At 62.9% G+C, this 21288-nt stretch carries 22 protein-coding genes; 10 read left to right on the forward strand and 12 right to left on the reverse strand.

Annotation, left to right across the window (positions count from 1 at the left end; translation table 11 throughout):
• Positions 1–4 precede the first annotated feature (4 nt).
• The 9 genes from FDP25_RS03000 to FDP25_RS03040 all read right to left on the reverse strand — a co-directional run bounded on the left by FDP25_RS03000 (position 5) and on the right by FDP25_RS03040 (position 9032).
• Entirely contained in the window at positions 5–871 is an 867-nt protein-coding gene (locus FDP25_RS03000) for a cell division protein FtsQ/DivIB (protein WP_343031945.1), read from the reverse strand.
• Positions 859–1737: a D-alanine--D-alanine ligase gene (locus FDP25_RS03005; protein WP_246175749.1), complete on the reverse strand. Its 879-nt coding sequence runs from the start codon at positions 1735–1737 to the stop codon at positions 859–861. Before FDP25_RS03005 ends, FDP25_RS03000 begins: the two co-directional genes overlap by 13 nt.
• A gap of 106 nt (positions 1738–1843) precedes the next feature.
• Positions 1844–2767: a UDP-N-acetylmuramate dehydrogenase gene (gene murB / locus FDP25_RS03010; RefSeq protein ID WP_154148795.1), complete on the reverse strand. Its 924-nt coding sequence runs from the start codon at positions 2765–2767 to the stop codon at positions 1844–1846.
• Positions 2768–2866: 99 nt separating this feature from the next.
• On the reverse strand, positions 2867–3115 hold the full coding sequence (locus FDP25_RS03015) for a DUF2484 family protein (protein ID WP_154148797.1): 249 nt from the start codon (positions 3113–3115) through the stop codon (positions 2867–2869).
• The gene (locus tag FDP25_RS03020) at positions 3112–4299 is read right to left on the reverse strand and encodes an APC family permease (protein WP_154148799.1); all 1188 of its coding nucleotides are present in this window, start codon (positions 4297–4299) and stop codon (positions 3112–3114) included. The genes FDP25_RS03015 and FDP25_RS03020 overlap by 4 nt, the downstream gene beginning before the upstream one ends.
• A gap of 94 nt (positions 4300–4393) precedes the next feature.
• Positions 4394–5794, reverse strand: coding sequence for a UDP-N-acetylmuramate--L-alanine ligase (gene murC / locus FDP25_RS03025; protein ID WP_154148801.1), 1401 nt, complete (start codon positions 5792–5794; stop codon positions 4394–4396).
• 29 nt (positions 5795–5823) lie between these two features.
• The gene (locus FDP25_RS03030) at positions 5824–6927 is read right to left on the reverse strand and encodes a UDP-N-acetylglucosamine--N-acetylmuramyl-(pentapeptide) pyrophosphoryl-undecaprenol N-acetylglucosamine transferase (protein WP_343031946.1); all 1104 of its coding nucleotides are present in this window, start codon (positions 6925–6927) and stop codon (positions 5824–5826) included.
• Between the two features lie 58 nt (positions 6928–6985).
• On the reverse strand, positions 6986–8152 hold the full coding sequence (gene ftsW / locus FDP25_RS03035) for a putative lipid II flippase FtsW (RefSeq protein WP_154148803.1): 1167 nt from the start codon (positions 8150–8152) through the stop codon (positions 6986–6988).
• Positions 8153–8399: 247 nt separating this feature from the next.
• Complete coding sequence (locus FDP25_RS03040; RefSeq protein ID WP_154148805.1) at positions 8400–9032, reverse strand: helix-turn-helix domain-containing protein; 633 nt, start codon at positions 9030–9032, stop codon at positions 8400–8402.
• Positions 9033–9192: 160 nt separating this feature from the next.
• Here FDP25_RS03040 and FDP25_RS03045 point away from each other — a divergent pair, with 160 nt between their 5' ends.
• Together FDP25_RS03045 and FDP25_RS17295 are read left to right on the forward strand one after the other, a co-directional pair.
• A complete protein-coding gene (locus FDP25_RS03045) occupies positions 9193–10242 on the forward strand; it encodes a zinc-dependent alcohol dehydrogenase family protein (protein ID WP_154148807.1) in 1050 nt (349 codons plus the stop codon).
• A 103-nt stretch (positions 10243–10345) separates the two neighbouring features.
• Positions 10346–10480, forward strand: coding sequence for a hypothetical protein (locus FDP25_RS17295; protein ID WP_281350445.1), 135 nt, complete (start codon positions 10346–10348; stop codon positions 10478–10480).
• Between the two features lie 79 nt (positions 10481–10559).
• On the opposite strand, the gene ndk is transcribed toward FDP25_RS17295, so the two are convergent.
• Positions 10560–10982, reverse strand: a complete 423-nt coding sequence (gene ndk / locus FDP25_RS03050) for a nucleoside-diphosphate kinase (protein ID WP_154148810.1) — start codon at positions 10980–10982, stop codon at positions 10560–10562.
• Positions 10983–11113: 131 nt separating this feature from the next.
• On the opposite strand from ndk, the gene FDP25_RS03055 reads away from it, so the two are divergent.
• From FDP25_RS03055 to FDP25_RS03065, 3 genes are read left to right on the forward strand one after another with little or no spacing between them, the layout of a single operon-like run.
• Positions 11114–12967, forward strand: a complete 1854-nt coding sequence (locus tag FDP25_RS03055) for an ABC-F family ATP-binding cassette domain-containing protein (RefSeq protein WP_154148812.1) — start codon at positions 11114–11116, stop codon at positions 12965–12967.
• Between the two features lie 6 nt (positions 12968–12973).
• Positions 12974–13603, forward strand: coding sequence for a MarC family protein (locus tag FDP25_RS03060; protein ID WP_343032065.1), 630 nt, complete (start codon positions 12974–12976; stop codon positions 13601–13603).
• Positions 13604–13640: 37 nt separating this feature from the next.
• Positions 13641–14219, forward strand: a complete 579-nt coding sequence (locus tag FDP25_RS03065; protein WP_154148816.1) for a retropepsin-like aspartic protease family protein — start codon at positions 13641–13643, stop codon at positions 14217–14219.
• 9 nt (positions 14220–14228) lie between these two features.
• On the opposite strand, the gene FDP25_RS03070 is transcribed toward FDP25_RS03065, so the two are convergent.
• Together FDP25_RS03070 and FDP25_RS03075 are read right to left on the reverse strand one after the other, a co-directional pair.
• The gene (locus FDP25_RS03070) at positions 14229–14663 is read right to left on the reverse strand and encodes a CBS domain-containing protein (protein WP_154148818.1); all 435 of its coding nucleotides are present in this window, start codon (positions 14661–14663) and stop codon (positions 14229–14231) included.
• A gap of 63 nt (positions 14664–14726) precedes the next feature.
• Positions 14727–15617: a LysR family transcriptional regulator gene (locus FDP25_RS03075; protein WP_154148820.1), complete on the reverse strand. Its 891-nt coding sequence runs from the start codon at positions 15615–15617 to the stop codon at positions 14727–14729.
• Positions 15618–15720: 103 nt separating this feature from the next.
• On the opposite strand from FDP25_RS03075, the gene FDP25_RS03080 reads away from it, so the two are divergent.
• The 5 genes from FDP25_RS03080 to radA all read left to right on the forward strand — a co-directional run bounded on the left by FDP25_RS03080 (position 15721) and on the right by radA (position 21281).
• The gene (locus tag FDP25_RS03080; protein ID WP_154148822.1) at positions 15721–17220 is read left to right on the forward strand and encodes a CoA-acylating methylmalonate-semialdehyde dehydrogenase; all 1500 of its coding nucleotides are present in this window, start codon (positions 15721–15723) and stop codon (positions 17218–17220) included.
• Between the two features lie 112 nt (positions 17221–17332).
• Positions 17333–18466 (forward strand): carboxylate-amine ligase, encoded by a 1134-nt coding sequence (locus tag FDP25_RS03085; protein WP_154148824.1) that lies wholly within the window; start codon positions 17333–17335, stop codon positions 18464–18466.
• A 59-nt stretch (positions 18467–18525) separates the two neighbouring features.
• Complete coding sequence (locus FDP25_RS03090; protein WP_154148826.1) at positions 18526–18999, forward strand: paraquat-inducible protein A; 474 nt, start codon at positions 18526–18528, stop codon at positions 18997–18999.
• Between the two features lie 113 nt (positions 19000–19112).
• On the forward strand, positions 19113–19877 hold the full coding sequence (locus tag FDP25_RS03095) for a DNA repair protein (protein WP_154148828.1): 765 nt from the start codon (positions 19113–19115) through the stop codon (positions 19875–19877).
• Between the two features lie 39 nt (positions 19878–19916).
• Positions 19917–21281 carry a DNA repair protein RadA gene (gene radA / locus FDP25_RS03100; protein ID WP_154148830.1) on the forward strand — a complete coding sequence of 455 codons (1365 nt, stop codon included), beginning with the start codon at positions 19917–19919 and terminating at the stop codon, positions 21279–21281.
• Positions 21282–21288 lie beyond the last annotated feature (7 nt).

The following is a 21288-nucleotide window of genomic DNA, read 5'->3' on the forward strand; positions in this document are numbered from 1 at the left end:
GTTCTCATTCTGCCCCTGAGCTTATCTTTGTTATCCGCCACCACTCTTCGGTGGCTGCTTCGTTCATTCTTATGGTGGGTCGCGCCGCAAGGCGCATGTCCACCGCCATCAGGTCGCGCGCCAGCATGTCCTGCACCTCGTTCAGCACGATCACCCGTTCCAGCGCGCGCACCGGCTCGGACTCGGGCAACATGATCCGCTGCCCGCGCTGCATCACCACATCCCAGCGCCGCTCGCCCATGCGCACAAGCCCACGCATGTCGTCGGCCAAAGGCGCCGCTGCCTGCAAAATCCTCAGCGCCTCGGTCACCGCCTTGTCGGCCCCCTCGCCCGCGATCACCGGCAAATCGGCCCGGTCCGAGCGATGGCGCAGGTCCGCAAGACTCACGCCCTCGGCATCGACCACGACCAAACCATCGCGGGTCCGCCAGACCGCCACCGGCTCACGCTCCGTGACCTCGGCCACCAGAACCCCGCCTTGCCGCAAACGCACATCGGCATCCGCAACCGCCGGAAGGCCCACGATCATCTCGCGAACCTGCTCCAGCTCCAGCTCGAAGGAACTGACCGGAAGGTCGAAGGGAAATATCTCGCGAATATCCTCTTCCACGCCGGTACTCGCCCCGTCCACGGCCAAAAGCTGAACCATGAATTCGGGGCGGGTTTCGATCTCGTGCCGCAGCTCGGCCACCTTCAAGGCCAGCGCATCGCGCCGCGCCTCGTCAGAGAGGTAAATGGCCCCCGCCGCGACACACAATGCCAGCGGCACACCAACCCGCAACACCTTGCGAAACAGCGGCGTCAGCATCAGCCGCTCGAAGCGATAGGCCCAGCGCGAGGGGGCGGGATCAGGGCGGTTCACCTGTTGCACGAGGCATCCTCCACCATCCATGCGCAAAGCTCGGGGAACGACATCCCCACCGCCTGCGCCTGCTCGGGCGTCAGCGAGGTGGGCGTCATCCCCGGCTGCGTATTGGTTTCAAGCAACACCAAACCATCAAGGCCCCGCGCCTCGTCCCAGCGGAAATCGGTCCGGCTCACCCCGCGACAACCCAGAACGTCGTGCGCGCGCCGCGCGTAATCCAGACAGGCATCGAAAATCTCTTGCGGGATATCCGCCGGCACAACGTGGCGCGATCCGCCTTCCTTGTACTTGGCGTCATAATCATACCAGCCATCGGTCAGAATATCGGTCACGGTCAGCGCCCGTTCGCCGATCACGGTGGTCGTCAGTTCGCGCCCCGGCGCGAAGGCTTCGACCATGACCAGTTCGGGCATGTCGTCGGACAGTTGCGGCGGCCCGTTGGCCTCTTCATGCACAAGGTACACCCCAACCGACGAGCCCTCGTTATAGGGCTTCACCACGTAGGGCGCCGCCATGACATGCTCCTTGCGGACCGTGTCGCGCGGCGCCAGGACGCTGTCGACCACCGGCAAGCCCTCTGAGCGGTACGCGTCCTTGCTGCGCTCCTTGTCCATCGCCAGCGCCGAGGCCAGCACCCCGGAATGCGTATAGGGCAGGCCCATCCACTCCAACAAACCCTGCACACAGCCATCTTCGCCCCAGCGGCCATGCAGGGCATTAAAGACTACGTCGGGGGAAATCTCGGCAAGCTGCACGGCAAGATCGCGGCCCGCGTCGACCTCGATCACCTCGTACCCTGCTTCCCGCAATGCGGCGGCGCACTCACGTCCTGATGACAGTGACACCTCGCGCTCAGCCGAGGGGCCACCCATAACCACCGCCACTGCCGGGGATTTTCTGCTCGAAAGTCCCAACTCGTGCCTCAATGTCCAGAACCGTTCAATCGGTTCAATTTTATTAAAATCGCCTGCCTTGGCGTTACGGGGCCGTTTCGCCGACCCTCATAATCTCCCAGTGTAACTCTATTCCACTGTTTTGGAAAACCTTTTTTCGCACTTCTTCCCCCAAACCTTCCAGATCGGCAGCCGTGGCATCGCCCGTGTTGATCAGGAAGTTGGAATGCTTCTCGCTCATCTGCGCGCCACCCTGCCGTGCCCCGCGCATGCCTGCCTCGTCGATCACCTTCCAGGCCTTCAGATCATGCACATCATCGGCCCGCCCGGTGCTGGAAAATCCCGCCGGATTACGAAAGGTGCTGCCGGCGGTGCGGTCCTTGGTGGGTTGGGTTTCATCCCGCTTTTCAAGCTGCGCCTCCATGCGCGCGGCCAGTTCCCCGGGATCGCACGTCGCGCCCTCGAAGACCGCCTCCACGATCACCCAACCGTCGGGCAAATCGCTCTGCCGATACTGGAAGTTCAACTCTTCAGGGGTCAGCGTCACCACCTCGCCCTCGCGGGTCACCGCCCGCACCTCGACAAGGTGATCGGCCACATAGGTACCATAGCAGCCCGCGTTCATCCGCACAGCGCCGCCGATGGCGCCGGGAATTGTGCGCAAAAAGGTCAGGTCAACCCCGGCCTCCGCCGCCTTCTTCGCCACATGCGCATCCAGCGCCGCCGCCCCCACGGTCACGCGGTTGCCCTCAACCGAAATACCATTGAATCCGCGCCCCATGCGGATCACCACGGCGCGCAAGCCGCCATCCCGAACGATCAGGTTGCTACCCACGCCCATGGGGAAGACCGGCACATCGCCGGGCAAGTCACGCAAGAAGGCGGCCAGATCCTCGATATCGGCGGGCTGGAACAACCAATCTGCCGGACCGCCGACGCGAAGCCAGGTCAAATCGGCCAAAATCCGATCCTGCGTCAGTTTTCCACGTACATCCGGCATCTGTGTCATAAACGCGGCTTAGTCCCCCGGGTCCGAAAGGGCAAGCGCCCCCGCTTCATCTTTCCCAAAATACTCCCGCCGGAGGCCCCTGCCTCCCAAGCGGGGCAGTCAAAAGCCGACGCGACGCCGCAACCACCGGCCCAGGTAGACAAGGGGCCAACGCAACACGCTCATCCCGCCGATCATGAAGGCCAGCCCCCACCACGGCCCGTTCTGATAGGTGACGAACCCCAAAAGCGGAATGCCAACCGCGATCAGGGCATAGGCCCGGCGCCAATGGTTGTCCCGGCTCGGGATCATGCCCAGAACATTGGCCAGAACGACCCAGATACAGGCCAGGAGAAGCGACACGGTCATACCCCACCTCCAAAACTCAAGACCAGGGCCGCCAGCGCCGCCAACAGCCCCGCGACCGGCACGATCATCGGAACAGTAAAGGGCGCTTCGGGGGTGCGCCGCTTCATGGCAATCAAGGCGGCATTGACCAGAACGAAAACCGACAACAGGATGACCGAGGTCACCTCGGCCAGTTGCGCCACCGGCAATAGAAGGGCCCCGGCGATCACCCCCGCCCCGATCACCACGGTCGCCAGGACCGGCGTACCAAAACGCGGGCTGGCATGGTAAAATACCGAAAGCCCGGAATGCCGCCGCCCCAGGCCGAACAAGACCCGCGCCGCCATCACGACCTGGGCCAGAATCCCATTCAGTGCGGCGGCCACAGCGATCAGCGATAAAAACCCGGCACTGCCGCCCCGCGCCTGGGACCAAACCAGCGGAAGGGGCTGTTCGCTCATCGCAAGCCGCTCAAGCGGCACCACGCGCACGGCGGCCCAACTGACCAAGCCATACAGCAGGCTGGTCAACAAAAGCGAAAGCAGAATGGCCCGCGGCAGGGTGCGCTCGGGGCGGCGCACTTCCTCGGCCATGTTGACGATATCCTCGAACCCGATGAAGGCGAAAAAGGCCAGGACCGCGGCGGCCACCACGCCCGACCAAACAATCCCGGACGGCGCAGTATAGTCGGCCACGGGGTCCGCGCCCGCCCCGGCCCAGACGACAAGGCACAGGCCGAAAACCTCGATGGCGGTGAAAATCGCGGCCATGCTGAGGCTTTCCAGGACGCCCGCAATGGCCACCCCGACCAAGGCCAGCCCCATGATCACGACCACCCAAAGATCGGGCCACCCGGTGACCGAGGTCAGGTATCCCGCGCCTCCGCGCAAAACCGCCCCGGCCGAGACCGTGCCGGCCGCCACGATCCCCAAGCCCACCACAAGGCCCAAGAACCGTGAACTCAGGCCCTTTTCCACGAAAAGCGCTTCACCCGCCGCTTCCGGCAGGCGGGTGCTGAACTCGGCATAAGACAGCGCCGTGGGGGCGGCAATCGCGCCCGCGATGAGAAAGGATAATGGCGCCCAGACCCCCGCTTGCGCGGCCACGGCCCCCACAAGCACATAGATGCCGGCCCCCACCATGACCCCCACGCCATAGGCGGTCAGCAGGCCCAGCCCAATACGGCGTTGCAGGTGCTCGGTCATTCGTGCCCCCGTCCTCCAAACTGCCCGGGAGCCGGAAAATTCGAATTTTCCGGCACGGAATTCTTGATAAATTCCGTTCGCCCGCGCCCCATGGTCAGCCCCGGCTCAACCGCTCCGGCAGACCGTTGGCCCATGTGCTGATGGTGCCCGCGCCAAGGCAGACAACCATGTCCCCCGGTTTCGCCTGTTCGCGGACCAGCCGCTCCAGATCGTCCTCGTCCTGAATGGCCCGTGCATGGCGATGCCCTGCGCGGATCAACCCGGCCACCAGATCGTCCCGCGTGGCCCCTTCGATGGGGTCTTCGCCCGCGGCATAGACCTCGGCGATGGCCACCACGTCGGCCTCGTTGAAACAGGCGCAGAAATCATCGAAATGGTGATGCAGGCGGGTATAGCGGTGCGGTTGATGCACGGCGATGACCCGCCCCTCGCAGGCCTGCCGCGCCGCCTTCAGAACGGCGGCAATCTCGGTCGGGTGGTGACCGTAATCATCGATCACCGTCACGCCGTTCACCTCGCCCACACGGGTAAAGCGGCGGTTCACGCCTCCAAAACTCGCCAAAGCCTCGCGGATTTCCTCGCGCTTCATGCCCAGATGCCGGGCAACGGCCACGGCACTCAAGGCATTGCTGACGTTATGATCCCCCGGCATCGGCAACCGGCACCCCTCGATCACCTTGCCCTCGGCCTGCAGCGCCACATCGAAATGCGCCACGCCCTTTTCATAGCGCAGGTTCATGGCCCGGATGTCAGCCTGCGTGTTGAACCCGTAGGTCACCACCCGCCGGTCGGTCAGCTTGGCCACAAGCGCCTGCACATCCGGATCATCGGTGCAGCAGACCGCAAGGCCGTAAAAGGGAATGTTGCTCACGAAGTCATAAAAGCCCCGGTGCAGGTTTTCCTCGGTGCCCCAATGCTCCATGTGCTCGGGGTCGATATTGGTAACAATGGCAATCGTCGCGGGCAGGCGGTTGAAGGTGCCGTCGCTTTCGTCGGCCTCGACCACCATCCATTCGCCCTGCCCGACGCGGGCGTTCGATCCATAGGCATGGATGATGCCGCCATTGATCACCGTGGGGTCGAACTTGCCATGATCCAGCAAGGCCGCGACCATCGTGGTGGTGGTGGTCTTGCCATGGGTGCCCGCCACGGCGACATTGGATTTCAACCGCATCAACTCGGCCAGCATCTCGGCCCGGCGCACCACCGGAAGGCCCTTCCGGCGCGCCTCGTCCAACTCCGGGTTCCCCGGCTTGATCGCGCTTGAAATCACCACCACCTCGGCCTCGTCAAGGTTCTCCGCCGTCTGCCCCTGAAAGATATGCGCGCCCATGGCCTCAAGCCGCTGGGTGATGGGCGTCGATTTCAAATCGCTGCCCTGCACCACGTAGCCATGGTTCAACAGTACCTCGGCGATCCCCGACATGCCGATGCCGCCAATGCCGACGAAATGGATGGGGCCCACGTCCCCCGGCAGTTTGGTTGCGGCATTCATCGCTCTGTCCCCTCTGATCGCCAGATCTTTCATGTTTCCCGACCTCCTGCCAAGTCCTCGACCATATCGGCCAAATGCACCGGCGCGTCGGGCAGGCCCTGCCCAAGGGCCGCCTGCGCCATCTGTGCGGCCCCCTGCGGGTTGGTCAGAACGCTGGCTATCTGCTCTGAAACCACCTCGACCGCAAGCTTTCTTTCCGGGATGACAATCGCGCCGCCCGCCTTGGTCAGCCCCTTGGCGTTCGCCGCCTGATGATCCCCCGCTGCCGCCGCATAAGGGATCAGGATACTAGGGCGCCCGATCACGCTGATATCTGCGATCGAAGAGGCGCCCGCCCGGCTGATCACCAATTGCGCCTCGCTCATCCGGCGCGGCACATCGCGGAAGAAGGGCTCCACCTCGGCGTCGATCCCGGCCTCGGCATAGAATTGCGCCACGCGCTGCCCGTCCTCGTCGCGCGCCTGGTGCGCCACGCGGACATTGCGCCGCAAACCCTCGGGCAACGCCGCAATCGCCGCCGGGATCATATCCGACAGGATGCGCGCCCCCTGGCTGCCGCCGATCACCAGAACCGACATCGGGTAATCGCCGGGCGGAATATATCCTGCCCCTGCCCGCTCCAGAACACTGGCGCGGACCGGGTTGCCTACATGTACCCCCGCGACACCCTCGGGCAAATCCGTCGGCCATGTGCCACAGGCCACACGATCAACCCGCTTGGCGAATATCTTGTTGACCCGGCCCAGAATCCCGTTCTGCTCATGGATCATCCGCGGCCTGCGTAACAACCACGCCGCGCCAAGCGCCGGGATCGTCGGATAGCCCCCAAAGCCCACCACCACGTCGGGGATGTCGCGCATCATGCCGAAGGCCGCCCCGATGACACCGCCCAGAATGCGGAACGGCACCAAGGCCTTGGCCAAAAGCCCCCCCCGGGCAAACGTCGCGCTCGACACCTGACTGATTTCGACGGAATGCGGGAAGCCCCCGGTATAACGCGTCCCGCGCGTATCGGTGGACAGCTTCACACGCCAGCCCCGGCGTAACATCACCTCGGCCAGCGACTGCGCCGGAAACATATGCCCGCCGGTGCCCCCGGCGGCGATCACAAGTAATGGCTGTCTTTCGCTCACAGCATCACCTCATTGCCTGAATTGCGCCCTCATGGCGCAAGAGGCCGGAATTGACCAGTCACCTGAACCGTCCACGCAGAATATCGCCGATCTCGCCCTGCGGCCGGGATCGCGTGAAGGCAAAAAGCATTCCCATGGCCAGTCCCCCCGCAATCAGGGACGAGCCGCCATAACTCACGAAAGGCAATGTCATGCCCTTCGCGGGCAACAGGCGCACGGCCACGCCCATGTTGATCATCGCCTGCACACCGAACATGGCCACAAGACCCGCGCCGGCCAAGCGAATGAACGGGTCCCGCTCACGCATCAAGCGCGCCAGGGACCGGACCAGCACCGTAGTATAAAGAGCGATAATACACAGCACGAGGATCAGCCCGTATTCCTCGGCCGCCACGGCAATGATGAAATCGGTATGCGCATCGGGCAGGCTCCATTTCACCTCGCCCTCGCCTACACCGACACCGAAAAATCCGCCCTCGCGAATGGCATTGGTGGCAAAGCCCAACTGCGTGTTGGGGTCCACGTCGGGGCTCAGGAACCCGTCGATCCGGCGCGCGAAGTGCTCGGAATTGGAATAGGCCACGCTCCCCGCCACGATGACACACAGCGCCATGCCCAGCAAAAGCACGATCGGCGCACCGGCCACGAAATACATCACGCCCCAGCCGAACAGCACAAGGCAGGCCTGCCCGAAATCCGGCTGCATGGCCAGAAAGGCGACGATCACGATTGCCAGAACGAAGGACCAGCTCAGCCCCGGAGGCCCGTTGATATCCTGGCTGGCCGCCATCATCCATGCCGCGACCACCACGAATCCGGGCTTGAGAAATTCCGACGGCTGCACCGAGGCGAAGCCAAGGCTGTACCACCGCACGGCCCCCTTGCCGAAATCGGTGCCGAAAACGGGCAAAAGGATCAAGGCGGCAAAGGCCGCCAGAAAGCCGATCACGGCAAGACGCCGCACGAGGGCGGGGCTCATCATCGACGTCAAAAGCATGGAGCCAAGGGCCAGGCAGCCGAAAAAGGCCTGCCGCTGGACATAGTGAAACGGGGCAAACCCGTTTTTCTCGGCCAAGGGCGGCGAGGCCGCCAACCCAAGAAGAATGCCGATCCCGAACAGGATCAAAACACAGGAAATCGACCACTTGTCGATTGTCCGCCACCACTTGGGAAGAACGGGCTCCGCATCCCGCACCGGGACCGCGCCATACACCATCTCTGTCATCAGAACCGCCGATACTGCCTCGAACACGCCCCGTTTTCGGGGTCTATCAGGGAATAGTAGCAGGTCCGACGCGCCGTGGGAAGAGTCTTGCAATCACATCGCCTTCAGGGGGCGCTGCCCCCGCCGCCCTGCGGGCGTCTCCCCCGGAGTATTTATGGAAAGATGAAATGCGCAGGAGCAGTTTTCATCTTTCCCAAAATACTCCCGCCGGAGGCGCGACCAGTTGGATGTCACCAGACGAGTGGACTTAATTTCCACCCTGCGGATACGAGATCACCGAAAGATACCGTATCGGCATCTTGATCAGTTCATCCGGGCCATGCGGCGCGTCCGCGTCGAAAAACAGGCTGTCTCCTGGGCGCAGGTGGAAACTCTTGTCGCCATGGCGGTAGCCCACCTCGCCTTCGAGGATATATAACAGTTCCACACCATCGTGCTGGAAGGTCGGGAAGACATCCGAGGTTTCGTTCAGGGTGATCAGGTAGGGCTCCACGATCACGCCGCTGCTGTTGGCGTCCAGGTGGCCCAGCAGGTTATACTGATGCCCTGCCCGCGTGCCTGCACGCTCCATCTCCACGGCTTCCCCCGCCTTGACATGCACGGCCTCGCGCCGCTCCTCGAAGCGGAGGAAAAAGGACGTGATGGGGACGCTCAGGGCCGCCGAAAGGGTCTGCAACGTCGTGAGCGACGGCGAGGTCACACCATTTTCGATCTTCGACAACATTCCCACCGACAGTCCCGTTGCCGCCGAAAGGTCGGCCACCGTCATCGCCCGCGCGCGGCGCATGTCGCGCACCTCTCGCCCGATGGCTGTTTCAAGATTCTTCTCGCGGGTTTCCCGGATCTTGTGGGGGTTCTGGCGCAGTTTCGTGTCGGACATCTGTGTTCCCTTGTGGCGACGCTCAACCATGGAAAATCACGCCGCGAATTGCAAGGTTCGTACGAGTTGTACGATGGGGGTCGCAAAGCGGCAGGATTTCGTATGAAACTGGGTCGGTAGTCGTACGAGTCGTACGTTTGATTCCAACCCGAGGTTCCCCATGAAAGCCGCCCTTCTCACTGCCTTCGACACCGCCCCCGAAATCGTGCAGGTGGCCGATCCCGATTGCCCGCGCGACGGGGTGGTCGTCGCGGTGCGTGCTTGTGGTGTCTGCCGCTCGGACCACCACGCATGGAAGGGCGCGGACCCGGATGTTGCCTTGCCGCATGTCATGGGGCACGAATTCTCGGGCGACGTGATCGCCGTTGGCCCGGAATGCCATGGGTTTGCGACAGGCGACCGGGTAACCGCACCCTTTATTCTGGGCTGCGGCGCCTGCCCCGATTGCAGGGGCGGAGAGCCCACGATTTGCAACCACCAGCATGTCATCGGCTTCACCGGCTGGGGCGCCTTTGCCGAACAGATCGCGATACCTAGGGCCGATTTCAACCTCGTCGCCCTGCCCGAGGGGGTTGGCTATGCGGCGGCAGCAGGCATGGGGTGCCGGGTCACGACCGCGTTTCGCGGGGTGGTGGACCGGGCGAAAATTCAACCGGGAGAATGGCTTGGCGTGCATGGTTGCGGCGGTGTGGGGCTTTCGGCCATCATGATCGGCGCCGCCCTGGGGGCCCGCATCGTCGCCGTTGACGTCAACCCCTCCGCGCTTGAGGCCGCACGCGTTGCCGGGGCCAATGTCACCCTAAACGCCAATGACCATGACGATGTCGGCGAGGCCCTGCGCGAGGCCACGGGCGGCGGCGCGCATGTCTCGGTGGATGCGCTCGGTGTCACCGCCACCTTCCATAACTCTCTGAGGTCGCTTCGCAAAATGGGGCGCCACGTCCAGATCGGCATGCCGCTTGGCCCCCATGCAACCCCGCCCCTCCCCCTTTTGGAATTGGTCTATGCCCGCCAGATCACCCTTCACGGCACACGTGGTATCGGCGCACATCGGTTTGCCTCGCTCTTCGAGATGATCGCCGCCGGGCGGATCGACCCGGCGTCCCTTATCACCAAGGAAATCGCGTTGAGCGGCGTCGCCCAAGCCCTCAAGGACATGGATGAATTCACCGGTCACGGCGTCACGGTCATCACCGACATGAGCGGCTGAGGCCCTGCCACATTTCCGCCCCATTTGGAGGGTATTCTGCCTTTATAATCAGGCGCCGGCCGGGCGCCGTCCGGCTGGTTTGCCTCATAAAAGGAGCAGACCCATGGCCAGCACAACCCCACCCAAACCACCCAAGCAGGGGACAGACGCCCCGAAAGAGGCCGGTCCCACCACCTCGCGCCCCCCGGTTTCACAAGGCGATCCACGCAAGGTCTTCAACGACTTCGCAAGCATCTAAGGCCTTGTGTTCCCAAAAGAAAAGGCCGCGCCCATGAAGGCACGACCTTGATCTTTCCGGTGATCCGAAACGCTGTGGCTTAGCCCACCAGTTCCAGACCCGAGAAGAAGAAGGCGATCTCGACCGCCGCGGTTTCCGGAGCATCCGACCCGTGAACCGAGTTTTCGCCGACCGACTCCGCGAATTCTGCGCGGATTGTGCCCGGCGCCGCATCGGCGGGGTTCGTGGCGCCCATCACTTCGCGGTTCTTGGCAATCGCGCCGTCCCCTTCCAGCACCTGCACGACAACCGGCTCGGACGCCATGAATTCGCACAGTTCGTCATAGAACGGGCGTTCCTTGTGCACGGCATAGAATTCACCGGCTTGCGCCTTGGTCAGCTGGATACGCTTTTGCGCAACGATGCGCAGGCCCGCATCTTCGAACTTGGCGTTGATCTTCCCGGTCAGGTTGCGTTTGGTGGCATCGGGTTTGATGATGCTCAGGGTGCGTTCCACAGCCATGTCAGCCTCTTTCCTTGATGAATAGGCGCGGAACCGTCCCGCGCGCGTTTGATCGCGGCTCCGATAGCATGGGGTCGGCCCTTTGAAAAGCCGCGATTGACGCCTGCCCGGGATTGCGTCACACCCCGGCCATGCTGCGACTTGATGACATTTCCTATTCGGTGGCGGGACGCCCGTTGATCGAACATGCCTCGGCCACGATACCCGATGGCCACAAGGTGGGCCTTGTGGGCCGTAACGGCACCGGCAAGACCACGCTTTTCCGGTTGATCCGGGGGGAACTTGCCCTTGAAACCGGGGATATCACCCTGCCCTCCCGCGCGCGGATCGGTGGCGTGGCCCAAGAGGTGCCCGGCAACGAGGTCTCGCTGATCGACACGGTTCTGGCGGCCGATACCGAACGGGCCGAACTGCTGGCCGAATCCGAGTCATCGACAGACGGCACCCGGATTGCCGAAATCCAGACCCGGCTTGCCGATATCGACGCGTGGTCCGCCGAGGCACGGGCCGCCAGCATCCTCAAGGGGCTCGGCTTTAATGACGCCGAACAGCGAATGCCATGCAGCGCCTTCTCCGGCGGCTGGCGGATGCGCGTGGCGCTTGCCGCCGTGCTTTTCGCACAGCCCGACCTGCTGCTGCTCGACGAACCCACGAACTACCTCGATCTGGAAGGCGCGCTATGGCTGGAAAGCTATCTGGCGCGCTATCCGCACACCGTTCTGGTCGTCAGTCACGATCGCGGACTGCTCAACCGCGCGGTCGGCTCGATCCTGCACCTCGAAGACCGCAAGCTGACGCTCTATCAAGGCGGCTATGACAGCTTCGCCAAGACCCGCGCCGCGCGTCTGGCGGCGGCACAATCCGAGGCCAAGAAACAGGAGGCCCGCCGCGCGCACCTGCAATCCTATGTCGATCGTTTCCGCTACAAGGCCGACAAGGCCAAGCAGGCGCAGGCCCGGATCAAGGCCCTCGCCCGGATGGAGCCGATCACCCAACCGCAAGAAGCCGCCCTGCGCCGCTTTACCTTCCCCGAACCCGAGGAACTGTCGCCGCCCATCCTCCGCCTCGAAGGGGCTGCCGTGGGCTATGACGGCGAGCAGGTCCTCAGCCGCCTCGACCTACGCATAGATCAGGATGACCGCATCGCCCTTCTGGGCCGCAACGGTGAGGGGAAGTCGACACTGTCCAAGCTTCTGGCAGGGAAGCTTTCGCCAATGGACGGGCGCGTGCACAGCGCCTCGAAACTGCGCGTGGGGTATTTCGCGCAACATCAAGTGGAAGAACTGCACGTCGATGAAACCCCCATCGACCATATCCGCCGCCTGCGCCCGGATGAGGCCCCCGCCAAGCTGCGCGCACGATTGGGAGGCTTCGGCATCGGTGCCGAACAGGCCGAAACCCTCGTCAGGGGGCTCTCGGGCGGGCAAAAAGCGCGCCTGTCGCTCATGCTTGCCACGCTGGATGCACCGCACCTGTTGATCCTCGACGAGCCCACGAACCACCTTGATATTGAAAGCCGCGAGGCCCTGGTCGAGGCGCTGACCGCCTATAGCGGCGCGGTGATCCTCGTTAGCCACGATATGCACCTTCTGGAACTGGTGGCCGACCGGCTTTGGCTGGTCAAGGATGGCCGGGTTGCGCCTTACGAAGGTGATCTGACGGCCTATCGCACTATGCTTCTCTCCGGCGACGCACCGGCGAAAACGGCTTCCAAGCCGAAACCGGCCAAGCCCAAGCGCCCCTCTCGCGATACCCTCCTCGCCCTGCGGCAGGACCTGCGCAAATGCGAGCAACGCGTTGATAAACTCAACGAAATGCGGGATCGTATCTCGGCCAAGCTGGCGGACCCGGCCATGTATGACGAGGCCAACGTCAACGACGCCGCCGAGTGGCAAAAGAAATTCGCCGAGGTCGAGGACGGGCTGGCCCGCGCCGAAACCCTGTGGATGGCGGCACTGGAGCGACTGGAAGAGGCCGAGGGATAGATGATCATAGATACCGCTTTTCTCATTACGGCTTTCGTCACGCTTTTCGTGATCATCGACCCGATCGGCATGACGCCCCTCTTCGTGGCCATGACCCAAGGGATGGGCACGTCCAAACGGCGCGCGATTGCCCTGCGCGCCTGTATCACGGCGGCGCTGATCCTCATTATCTTCGCCAGCTTCGGCGAGGCGGTGCTTGGCTTTATCGGCATCTCCATGCCCGCCTTCCGCATCGCCGGGGGGATCCTGCTGTTCCTGACCGCCCTTGACATGCTGTTCGAGCGGCGCAGCAAGCGGCGCAAGACACAGGCGGATGAAGCCGAGGAAGAAGACGACAGCGACGATCCGTCGATTTTCCCGCTGGCCATTCCGCTGATTGGCGGGCCGGGGTCGATTACAACGGTGATCCTGCTGGCCGGTCAGAAACCGGGGCTGGAGGGGCTGGCATGGGTCATCGGCGTGATGCTCTGTGTTGTCAGCATGGTCTTCATCCTGTTCCTGACGGCGGGTATGCTGGAACGGGTCATGGGCCGGACCGGGATCAACGTGATCACCCGGCTTTTGGGGATGCTGCTGGCCGCTCTGGCGGTACAATTCGTGCTGGACGGGTTGCGCGGTTTCGGGCTGGCGGCCTGACCTTTCAAAACCCTTACCCCCGCCATATATCCAGCCCATGCAAAATGATCTCACCAGCCTTGTTTACCTTGTCATCCTCGGGTCGGCCATCGGCCTGTGGTTCTTTGCGCAAAACCGCCAATCATTGGGAAAGCTGGCGCAACAGGCGGCGGCCTGGGGCCTGATTTTCATCGGTGCGATCGCGGTTGTGGGGTTGTGGGGTGACATCCGGCAAAGCGTGGCACCCAGTCAGAATATCGTGGCGGACACAGGCCAGATCGAACTGCCCCGCGCCCCGGACGGCCATTATTACCTGACGGCGGAAGTCAACGGGGAACCCGTGCGCTTTGTCGTGGACACCGGGGCAACGCAAATCGTGCTCACCAAGGACGACGCCCGCCGTGCGGGCCTGAATGTGGACGATCTGGTTTATCTTGGCCGCGCCAATACCGCCAACGGCGAGGTTCGCACGGCCCCCGTGCGCCTTGACCGGTTCACAATTGGTCCGATCGAAGACTGGGATGTGCGCGCCGTGGTCAACGACGGCGTCATGGATGGCTCCCTTCTTGGGATGGAGTACTTGCAGCGCTTTTCAAGCGTCGAAATCGGCGGCGGGAAACTTATCCTGACGCGGTGAGTGCAGGGCTCAGTAGCCCATGATCATCCCTTCGAGGGCGTCTTTCTCCATCGACAGCTCCTGAAGCCGCGCCTTGACCACGTCACCGATGGTCACGATCCCCACGAGCTTGCCGTCTTCCACCACCGGCATGTGGCGGAACCGCCCGTCGGTCATGCGGGCCAAGACTGCATCGGAGCTATCCTGCATGGTGCAGCATACCGGGTTGGCCGTCATCATCTCGTCGATGGTCTCGGCCAGGCACCCGGCCCCGCGCACCCCGAGCGAGCGAACGATATCGCGCTCCGAGATAACGCCCTCCACCTTGATCCCGTCCCTGGACACGACAAGCACCCCGATCCGCCGCTCGGCCAGTGTTTGCGCCGCATCGGAAACGCGCGTTCCGGGCTTCACCGTGACAACCTTGTGGTCCCCTTTGGATTTCAGGATCTGTTGCACGAGCATGTTGAAGCCCTCCAAGTTTTTTTTATGACGCGTATACCACGGTTCACGATAATAAAGTTTCTGTCAAGCAAGGGCTTCAAGCCGGGACACTTCCTGTCGCAATCCGTCTACCAAAGCGGCGGCAAAACGGTTTTGCCGTTCCAGCCGCCGGTCGTCGGCGTGCCGCACAAGGTAGAAACTGCGCGTCAGGCTCACCTCCCCGGGCAAGACCTTGACCACCCCGGGGGCTGCCGGGATCGAAAAATCATGCAAAATACCCACCCCGGCCCCGTTCCGCACCCAGTTGAGCTGTACCGCGACGGAGTTGGAGGCAAGGTTCACCGTGTCCACCCCCGCCTCGCGCAGGTAATCCAGTTCCTTGTCGAAAATCATGTCCTGAATATAGCCGACCACCCGATGTCGGCTAAGGTCGTCAAGACGCTCAATCGGGTCGTATTGGTCAAGATACCGCTTCGAGGCCGCCAGATGCAGGCGATAATCCGTGATTTTCTGCACCGTGAGGCGCCCCGCCGTGGGCGGGCTTACGGCGATCACCATGTCGGCCTCGCGCCGGGTCAGGTTAAAGACGCGCGGCAGGGCGACGATCTGCACCTCAAGATCCGGGTTTTCCTCGGCGATCCGGGCGCAGACCTGTGGCAGGAGGTAGTTGGCCGCGCCATCGGGCGCACCGATGCGGATTTGCCCGGTCAACCCGCCGGATTGGCCTGCCATCTCTTCGGCGGCGCCTTCGATGGCCTGCTCAACCCTGACCGCATGACTCATCAGCCTCTGCCCCGCATCCGTCAGGGCATAGCCCGTGGGCGACTTGGCGAACAAGGGCGCGCCGACATCGGCCTCAAGCCGCGCCACGCGCCGCCCCACCGTTGCCGGATCGACCTTCAACACACGCCCCGCCCGTGACAGGCTTTCGTGCCGCGCCACGGCCAGAAAGGTTTTCAGATCATCCCACTGCATGCCTCGCCTTTGCATATTTGCAAAACACTTTTGGAATATTTCCCCTTTTGCGGGGATAGTTGCAAGACTAAGCTGCGCGCAAATCTCGGATTGGGAGGATTCCATGAAAGAACTGACGCATTATATCGACGGCGCCCATGTCAAAGGCACATCGGGCCGCTTTGCCGATGTCTTCAACCCGGCAACGGGTGAAGTGCAGGCCAAATGCCCCCTTGGCAACAATGATGAACTGAACAAGGCCGTCGAAGCCGCCGCCGCCGCGCAGCCCGCCTGGGCCGCCACCAACCCACAGCGCCGCGCGCGGGTGATGATGAAATTCGTCGCCCTGCTGAACCGCGACATGGACAAGCTGGCCGAGGCGCTTTCGGCCGAGCACGGCAAGACCTTCCCCGACGCCAAGGGCGATGTGCAGCGTGGCCTTGAAGTGGTGGAGTACTGCATCGGCGCCCCCGAACTCCTGAAGGGGGAATACACCGACAGCGCCGGCCCCGGCATCGACATGTACTCGATGAAACAGCCGCTTGGCGTGTCGGCAGGGATCACCCCCTTCAACTTCCCCGCCATGATCCCGATGTGGATGTTCGCCCCCGCCCTTGCCTGCGGCAACGCCTTCATCCTCAAGCCGTCCGAGCGCGACCCCTCGGTGCCGCTCATGCTGGCCGAACTGATGGAAGAGGCCGGCCTGCCCAAGGGTCTGCTGCAGGTCGTCAACGGCGACAAGGAAGCCGTCGACGCGATCCTTGATCACCCGGTGATCCAGTCGGTGGGCTTCGTCGGCTCCACCCCGATTGCCGAGTACATCTATTCGCGCGGCTGCGCGAACGGCAAGCGCGTGCAGTGCTTCGGCGGTGCGAAAAACCACATGATCATCATGCCCGACGCCGATATGGACCAGGCCGCCGATGCACTTATCGGCGCAGGCTACGGGGCTGCCGGCGAACGCTGCATGGCCATCTCTGTCGCCGTGCCCGTGGGGGATGAAGCCGCCGACCGCCTGATCGAAAAACTGGTGCCGCGCATCGAGAAACTGAAGGTCGGCCCCTACACCGCAGGCGATGACGTGGATTATGGACCCGTGGTCACAGGTGCCGCCAAGGAAAAAATCCTCGGCCTCGTGCAATCGGGCATCGATCAGGGCGCGGAATTGGTCGTGGACGGTCGCGACTTCCAGCTTCAGGGATACGAGGACGGCTTCTTCGTCGGCCCGCACCTCTTCGACAAGGTGACGCCCGACATGGACATCTACAAGCAGGAAATCTTCGGCCCGGTCCTCAGCACGGTGCGCGCGGGCTCCTACGAAGAGGCCATCGGCCTTGCCATGGATCACGAGATGGGCAACGGGACTGCGATCTTTACCCGCGACGGTGACGCCGCCCGCGACTTCGCCAACCGTATCAACATCGGCATGGTCGGCGTGAACGTCCCGATCCCCGTGCCGCTGGCCTACCACACCTTCGGCGGCTGGAAGAAATCCATGTTCGGCGACCTGAACCAGCACGGGCCGGACGCCTTCAAGTTCTACACCCGCACCAAAACGGTGACCTCCCGCTGGCCTTCGGGCATCAAGGAAGGTGGCGAGTTCAACTTCAAGGCCATGGACTAATCCCGCATCCGAACTGATAGGAACGCCCGCCCTTCCGGCGGGCGTTTTCCATTGCGCCCCCCTGCCTGCACATGCTGAAATGGCGCGACGACATGGCAAAAGGGGGCGCATCATGGCCCTGATCCATCCCGAGTTCACGATCGGCATCGAGGAAGAATACCTGCTTGTCGACCGCGACAGCATGGCCTTGTCCGAGGCCCCCGCGGCCATGATGGACGAGTGCCGCGCGCAACTCGAAGACCAGGTCAGCCCCGAGTTCCTCAATTGCCAGATCGAGATCGGCACCAAGGTCTGCCGCAACGTGGCCGAGGCGCGTGATGATCTCAAACGCCTGCGCAGCACCGTGTCGGCTTGCGCGGCCAAGCATAACCTTGCGCCGATTGCCGCCTCCTGCCACCCCTTTGCCGATTGGCGGGATCAAAAGCACACCGACAAGGAACGCTACAACATGCTGGCGGGGGATTTGGCCGGGGTGGTGCGGCGGATGCTGATCTGCGGTATGCACGTGCATGTCGGCATTGACCCGCCCGACCGCCGCGTCGACTTGATGAACCAGCTCAGTTATTTCCTACCGCATCTGTTGGCGCTCAGTTGCTCCTCGCCCTATTGGCAAGGGCAGGATACCGGCCTGAACTGCTATCGCCTGACGGTTTTCGATAACCTGCCCCGTACCGGCCTGCCCCCGCGCATGGAAAGTTTCGGGGAATTCGAACGCTCGGTTCAGGTTCTTGTCGATCTTGAGGTGATCGAGGACAGCTCGAAGATCTGGTGGGATTTGCGCCCCTCGCACCAGTTCCCCACGCTGGAATCCCGCATTTGCGACGTGCAGCCCCGGCTGGAGCACGCCCTGACACTGGCCGCCGTGGTCCAGGCGCTGTCGCGGATGCTCTGGCGCCTTGCCGTCAAGAACCAGCGGTGGCGCATCTACGACCGCTTCCTGATCGCCGAGAATCGGTGGCGCGCGCAACGATACGGGGTGCGCGAAGGGCTGATTGATTTCGGCCTGGGCGAGATCATCCCCATGGGCGATCTGGTCGAGGAACTGATCGAGCTTTTGCAGGAAGACGCGCAGTTTTTCGAATCCGTGGCCGAGATCGAAGGCGCGCGCGAAATGCTGCGGACAGGCTCCTCGGCGGGGCGTCAACGACAGGCCTATTCGGATGCCCTCCACGCCGAGGACGACCCCGATCATGCCATGCGCGCCGTCGTCCGCCACCTGATCGAGGAATTTCACGCCGACCTGTGACACATTGCATCCCTACGACGATGCGCCTAGATGGCTTGGTGTGTCCATCTAGGGTCTGCATGTTGAAATACGCCAATCTCGCGCTTCTGGTGCTGTTTCCGGTTGCATGGTTCGCACCGCTGATGCGTGCCGGGCTATTGCCGATTTTCGGCCTGTCCGAGGTCAGCGTGATCACCGGGTTGCAATCCCTGTGGGAAAGCGATGTCTTGCTTGCCCTGATCGTCACGGCCTTCGCACTTTTCGCCCCTTACCTGAAAACCATCGGCCTTGCGCTGATCCACTTCGGGCTATTGCGCCGGAAGGTTCTTCCCGCGCTCCAAATTCTGGGGAAACTGGCGATGGCCGATGTCTTCCTGATTGCGCTTTACATCACCCTCTCCAAGGGAATCGGGGTGGGCCGGATCGAGACCGCATGGGGCCTTTACCTGTTCACGGGCTGTGTCCTGGCCTCGATTGCCATTGGGTACTTCACTGAAAAGCCGCCCCGAATTGGCAAAATTGTTTCCAAAGGGGAAACGCCAAACCCGCAATAACGCCGGTTTTTCGGACCTTGACACAATTTTGCACAATTTATCCTTGGGCAATCACCCTTCATCGGCATAAACTTGCCTATGTATTAGGTTAGATCGCTTTCTGGGGGGAAGTCATGTCCGACCAGATCAAATCGCTTTTTGTTTTGATTCAATTCTTGATGCAGCGGTTGGCAGTCGGCGCATTTATCGCCGCCGCCGTGGGCTTGACCGCAGTCACAGCCGTGGCCGCCTTCGGGGCCATGCCATGGCTGCAATTCAGCGCCGAGTTCAACGGCGTGCCCTATGACAACGCGGGACAGATCGTGCAGGTCACGCTGACCGCCGTGGCTGTTCTGCTGTGTTTTTTCATTCCGATGAATGGCCGTATCATGCGGCTGGAAACCTCTCACCGCCGATTTGAGCTCGGGATGCAAGACATCGCCCGCGCCTATGTCGCGGCCCATGGCGCGGATCGCGAGGGGCTGTTTCAACTCAGTTCCGAATTTGACGCGGTCCGCGAGCGGCTTGCCTATCTGCGCGATCATCCCGACCTTGGCGATCTGGAACCGGCGCTTCTGGAAGTCGCGGCACAGATGTCCTTCATCAGCAAGGAACTGGCCGAGGTCTATTCCGACGAAAAGGTCAATCGCGCCCGCGCGTTCCTGACCCAACGCCAGCAAGAGATCGAGGCTTTCAACACCCGACTGGAGAAGGCCAAACAGGTCTGCCAGGAGTTGCACCACTGGGCACATGAAGTGGAACTGGAAGAAAGCGTCGCCGCCAGTCAACTTCAACGCCTGCGTGACGACCTGCGCGACATCCTGCCCGAGTTCGGCCATGAAGACGTGGCCCGGGCCGATGGAACCATCGTTTCACTAACCGAAAAAGCCGCCGAATAGGGTTTGACCGCCCCCGCCCCGATGGGGCAATAGCGGGCCATGGCAAAATCTGCATCCTTTTCCTGTTCCGCCTGTGGCGCGGTATCCTCCAAGTGGTCCGGGCGCTGTGATGCCTGCGGCGAATGGAACACGATTGTCGAAGACACCCCGCTCTCGGCGGGCCCCGCCTCCAAATCGCTCGGCGCAAAACGAGGGACCACACTCACCCTGACCGATCTTTCGGCCGAGGAAACACCGCCCCCCCGCACGCAATCCGGGATCACGGAACTGGACCGCGTGCTTGGCGGCGGCATGGTCCCCGCCAGTGCCATCTTGGTCGGTGGCGATCCGGGCATCGGCAAATCCACCCTTCTTTTGCAGGCCGCCGCGCGCTTTGCCGGGGCGGGCCTCAAAACCGTCTACGTGTCGGGCGAAGAGGCAAGCGCACAGGTGCGCATGCGTGCGCAGCGCCTCGGCCTTGGGGACGCGCCGGTAAAACTGGCCGCGGCCACCTCGCTTCGGGACATCCTCACCACCTTGGAGGCCGAGAAACCCGACCTCGTAGTGATCGACTCGATCCAAACCGTCTGGGCCGACAACGTCGACAGCGCCCCGGGAAGCGTCAGCCAGGTGCGTGCCGCTGCCCATGAGCTGACCAGCTTTGCCAAACGCAAGGGCGCCAGTGTCATCCTCGTGGGGCATGTCACCAAGGAAGGCCAGATCGCAGGCCCCCGCGTTGTGGAACACATGGTCGATACCGTGCTTTATTTCGAAGGCGAGCGCGGCCATCAATTCCGCATCCTGCGCAGCGTCAAGAACCGCTTCGGCCCCGCCGACGAGATCGGAGTGTTCGAGATGACGGGCGGCGGTCTGGCCGAGGTGGCCAACCCCTCCGAGTTGTTCCTGTCTGGCCGGGGCGACCCGGCCCCCGGCTCGGTCGTTTTTGCCGGTATCGAAGGCACCCGGCCCGTCCTTGTGGAGATGCAGGCGCTCGTCGCCCCCACCCCGCACAGCCAGCCGCGCCGCGCCGTGGTGGGCTGGGACGGCGCACGGCTTGCCATGATCCTTGCCGTGCTGGAGGCGCGCTGCGGCATCCCCTTTGCCGGTCTCGATGTCTACCTCAACGTCGCCGGCGGCATCAAAATATCCGAACCCGCCGCCGACCTTGCCGTGGCCGCCGCCCTTCTGAGTGCGCGCGAGGATAGCAGCCTGCCCGCCGAAACCGTCGTTTTCGGGGAAATCAGCCTTTCTGGCGCGCTTCGCCCGGTCGGTCAGACCGAAAACAGGTTGAAAGAAGCGCAAAAACTTGGTTTCACATCGGCAATCGTGCCAGCGGGCGGAAAACCCGGCGGCAAATCGGGCCTCACCTTGACCCAACTGGGCGATCTGACGGCATTCGTAGGTGACATTTTCGGCGCAGGGTAAGGCGCCG

The organism is Roseovarius bejariae (assembly GCF_009669325.1).
Classification (GTDB): domain Bacteria; phylum Pseudomonadota; class Alphaproteobacteria; order Rhodobacterales; family Rhodobacteraceae; genus Roseovarius; species Roseovarius bejariae.

Excerpts from the sequence above, each read along its gene's own strand:
- FDP25_RS03005 (WP_246175749.1), bottom strand. The coding sequence starts at position 1,737 with ATGGGTGGCCCCTCGGCTGAGCGCGAGGTGTCACTGTCATCAGGACGT.
- murB (WP_154148795.1), bottom strand. The coding sequence starts at position 2,767 with ATGACACAGATGCCGGATGTACGTGGAAAACTGACGCAGGATCGGATT.
- FDP25_RS03015 (WP_154148797.1), bottom strand. The coding sequence starts at position 3,115 with ATGACCGTGTCGCTTCTCCTGGCCTGTATCTGGGTCGTTCTGGCCAAT.
- FDP25_RS03020 (WP_154148799.1), bottom strand. The coding sequence starts at position 4,299 with ATGACCGAGCACCTGCAACGCCGTATTGGGCTGGGCCTGCTGACCGCC.
- murC (WP_154148801.1), bottom strand. The coding sequence starts at position 5,794 with ATGAATGCCGCAACCAAACTGCCGGGGGACGTGGGCCCCATCCATTTC.
- ftsW (WP_154148803.1), bottom strand. The coding sequence starts at position 8,152 with ATGACAGAGATGGTGTATGGCGCGGTCCCGGTGCGGGATGCGGAGCCC.
- FDP25_RS03040 (WP_154148805.1), bottom strand. The coding sequence starts at position 9,032 with ATGTCCGACACGAAACTGCGCCAGAACCCCCACAAGATCCGGGAAACC.
- FDP25_RS03045 (WP_154148807.1), top strand. The coding sequence starts at position 9,193 with ATGAAAGCCGCCCTTCTCACTGCCTTCGACACCGCCCCCGAAATCGTG.
- FDP25_RS17295 (WP_281350445.1), top strand. The coding sequence starts at position 10,346 with ATGGCCAGCACAACCCCACCCAAACCACCCAAGCAGGGGACAGACGCC.
- ndk (WP_154148810.1), bottom strand. The coding sequence starts at position 10,982 with ATGGCTGTGGAACGCACCCTGAGCATCATCAAACCCGATGCCACCAAA.
- FDP25_RS03055 (WP_154148812.1), top strand. The coding sequence starts at position 11,114 with ATGCTGCGACTTGATGACATTTCCTATTCGGTGGCGGGACGCCCGTTG.
- FDP25_RS03065 (WP_154148816.1), top strand. The coding sequence starts at position 13,641 with ATGCAAAATGATCTCACCAGCCTTGTTTACCTTGTCATCCTCGGGTCG.
- FDP25_RS03070 (WP_154148818.1), bottom strand. The coding sequence starts at position 14,663 with ATGCTCGTGCAACAGATCCTGAAATCCAAAGGGGACCACAAGGTTGTC.
- FDP25_RS03075 (WP_154148820.1), bottom strand. The coding sequence starts at position 15,617 with ATGCAGTGGGATGATCTGAAAACCTTTCTGGCCGTGGCGCGGCACGAA.
- FDP25_RS03080 (WP_154148822.1), top strand. The coding sequence starts at position 15,721 with ATGAAAGAACTGACGCATTATATCGACGGCGCCCATGTCAAAGGCACA.
- FDP25_RS03085 (WP_154148824.1), top strand. The coding sequence starts at position 17,333 with ATGGCCCTGATCCATCCCGAGTTCACGATCGGCATCGAGGAAGAATAC.
- FDP25_RS03090 (WP_154148826.1), top strand. The coding sequence starts at position 18,526 with ATGTTGAAATACGCCAATCTCGCGCTTCTGGTGCTGTTTCCGGTTGCA.
- FDP25_RS03095 (WP_154148828.1), top strand. The coding sequence starts at position 19,113 with ATGTCCGACCAGATCAAATCGCTTTTTGTTTTGATTCAATTCTTGATG.
- radA (WP_154148830.1), top strand. The coding sequence starts at position 19,917 with ATGGCAAAATCTGCATCCTTTTCCTGTTCCGCCTGTGGCGCGGTATCC.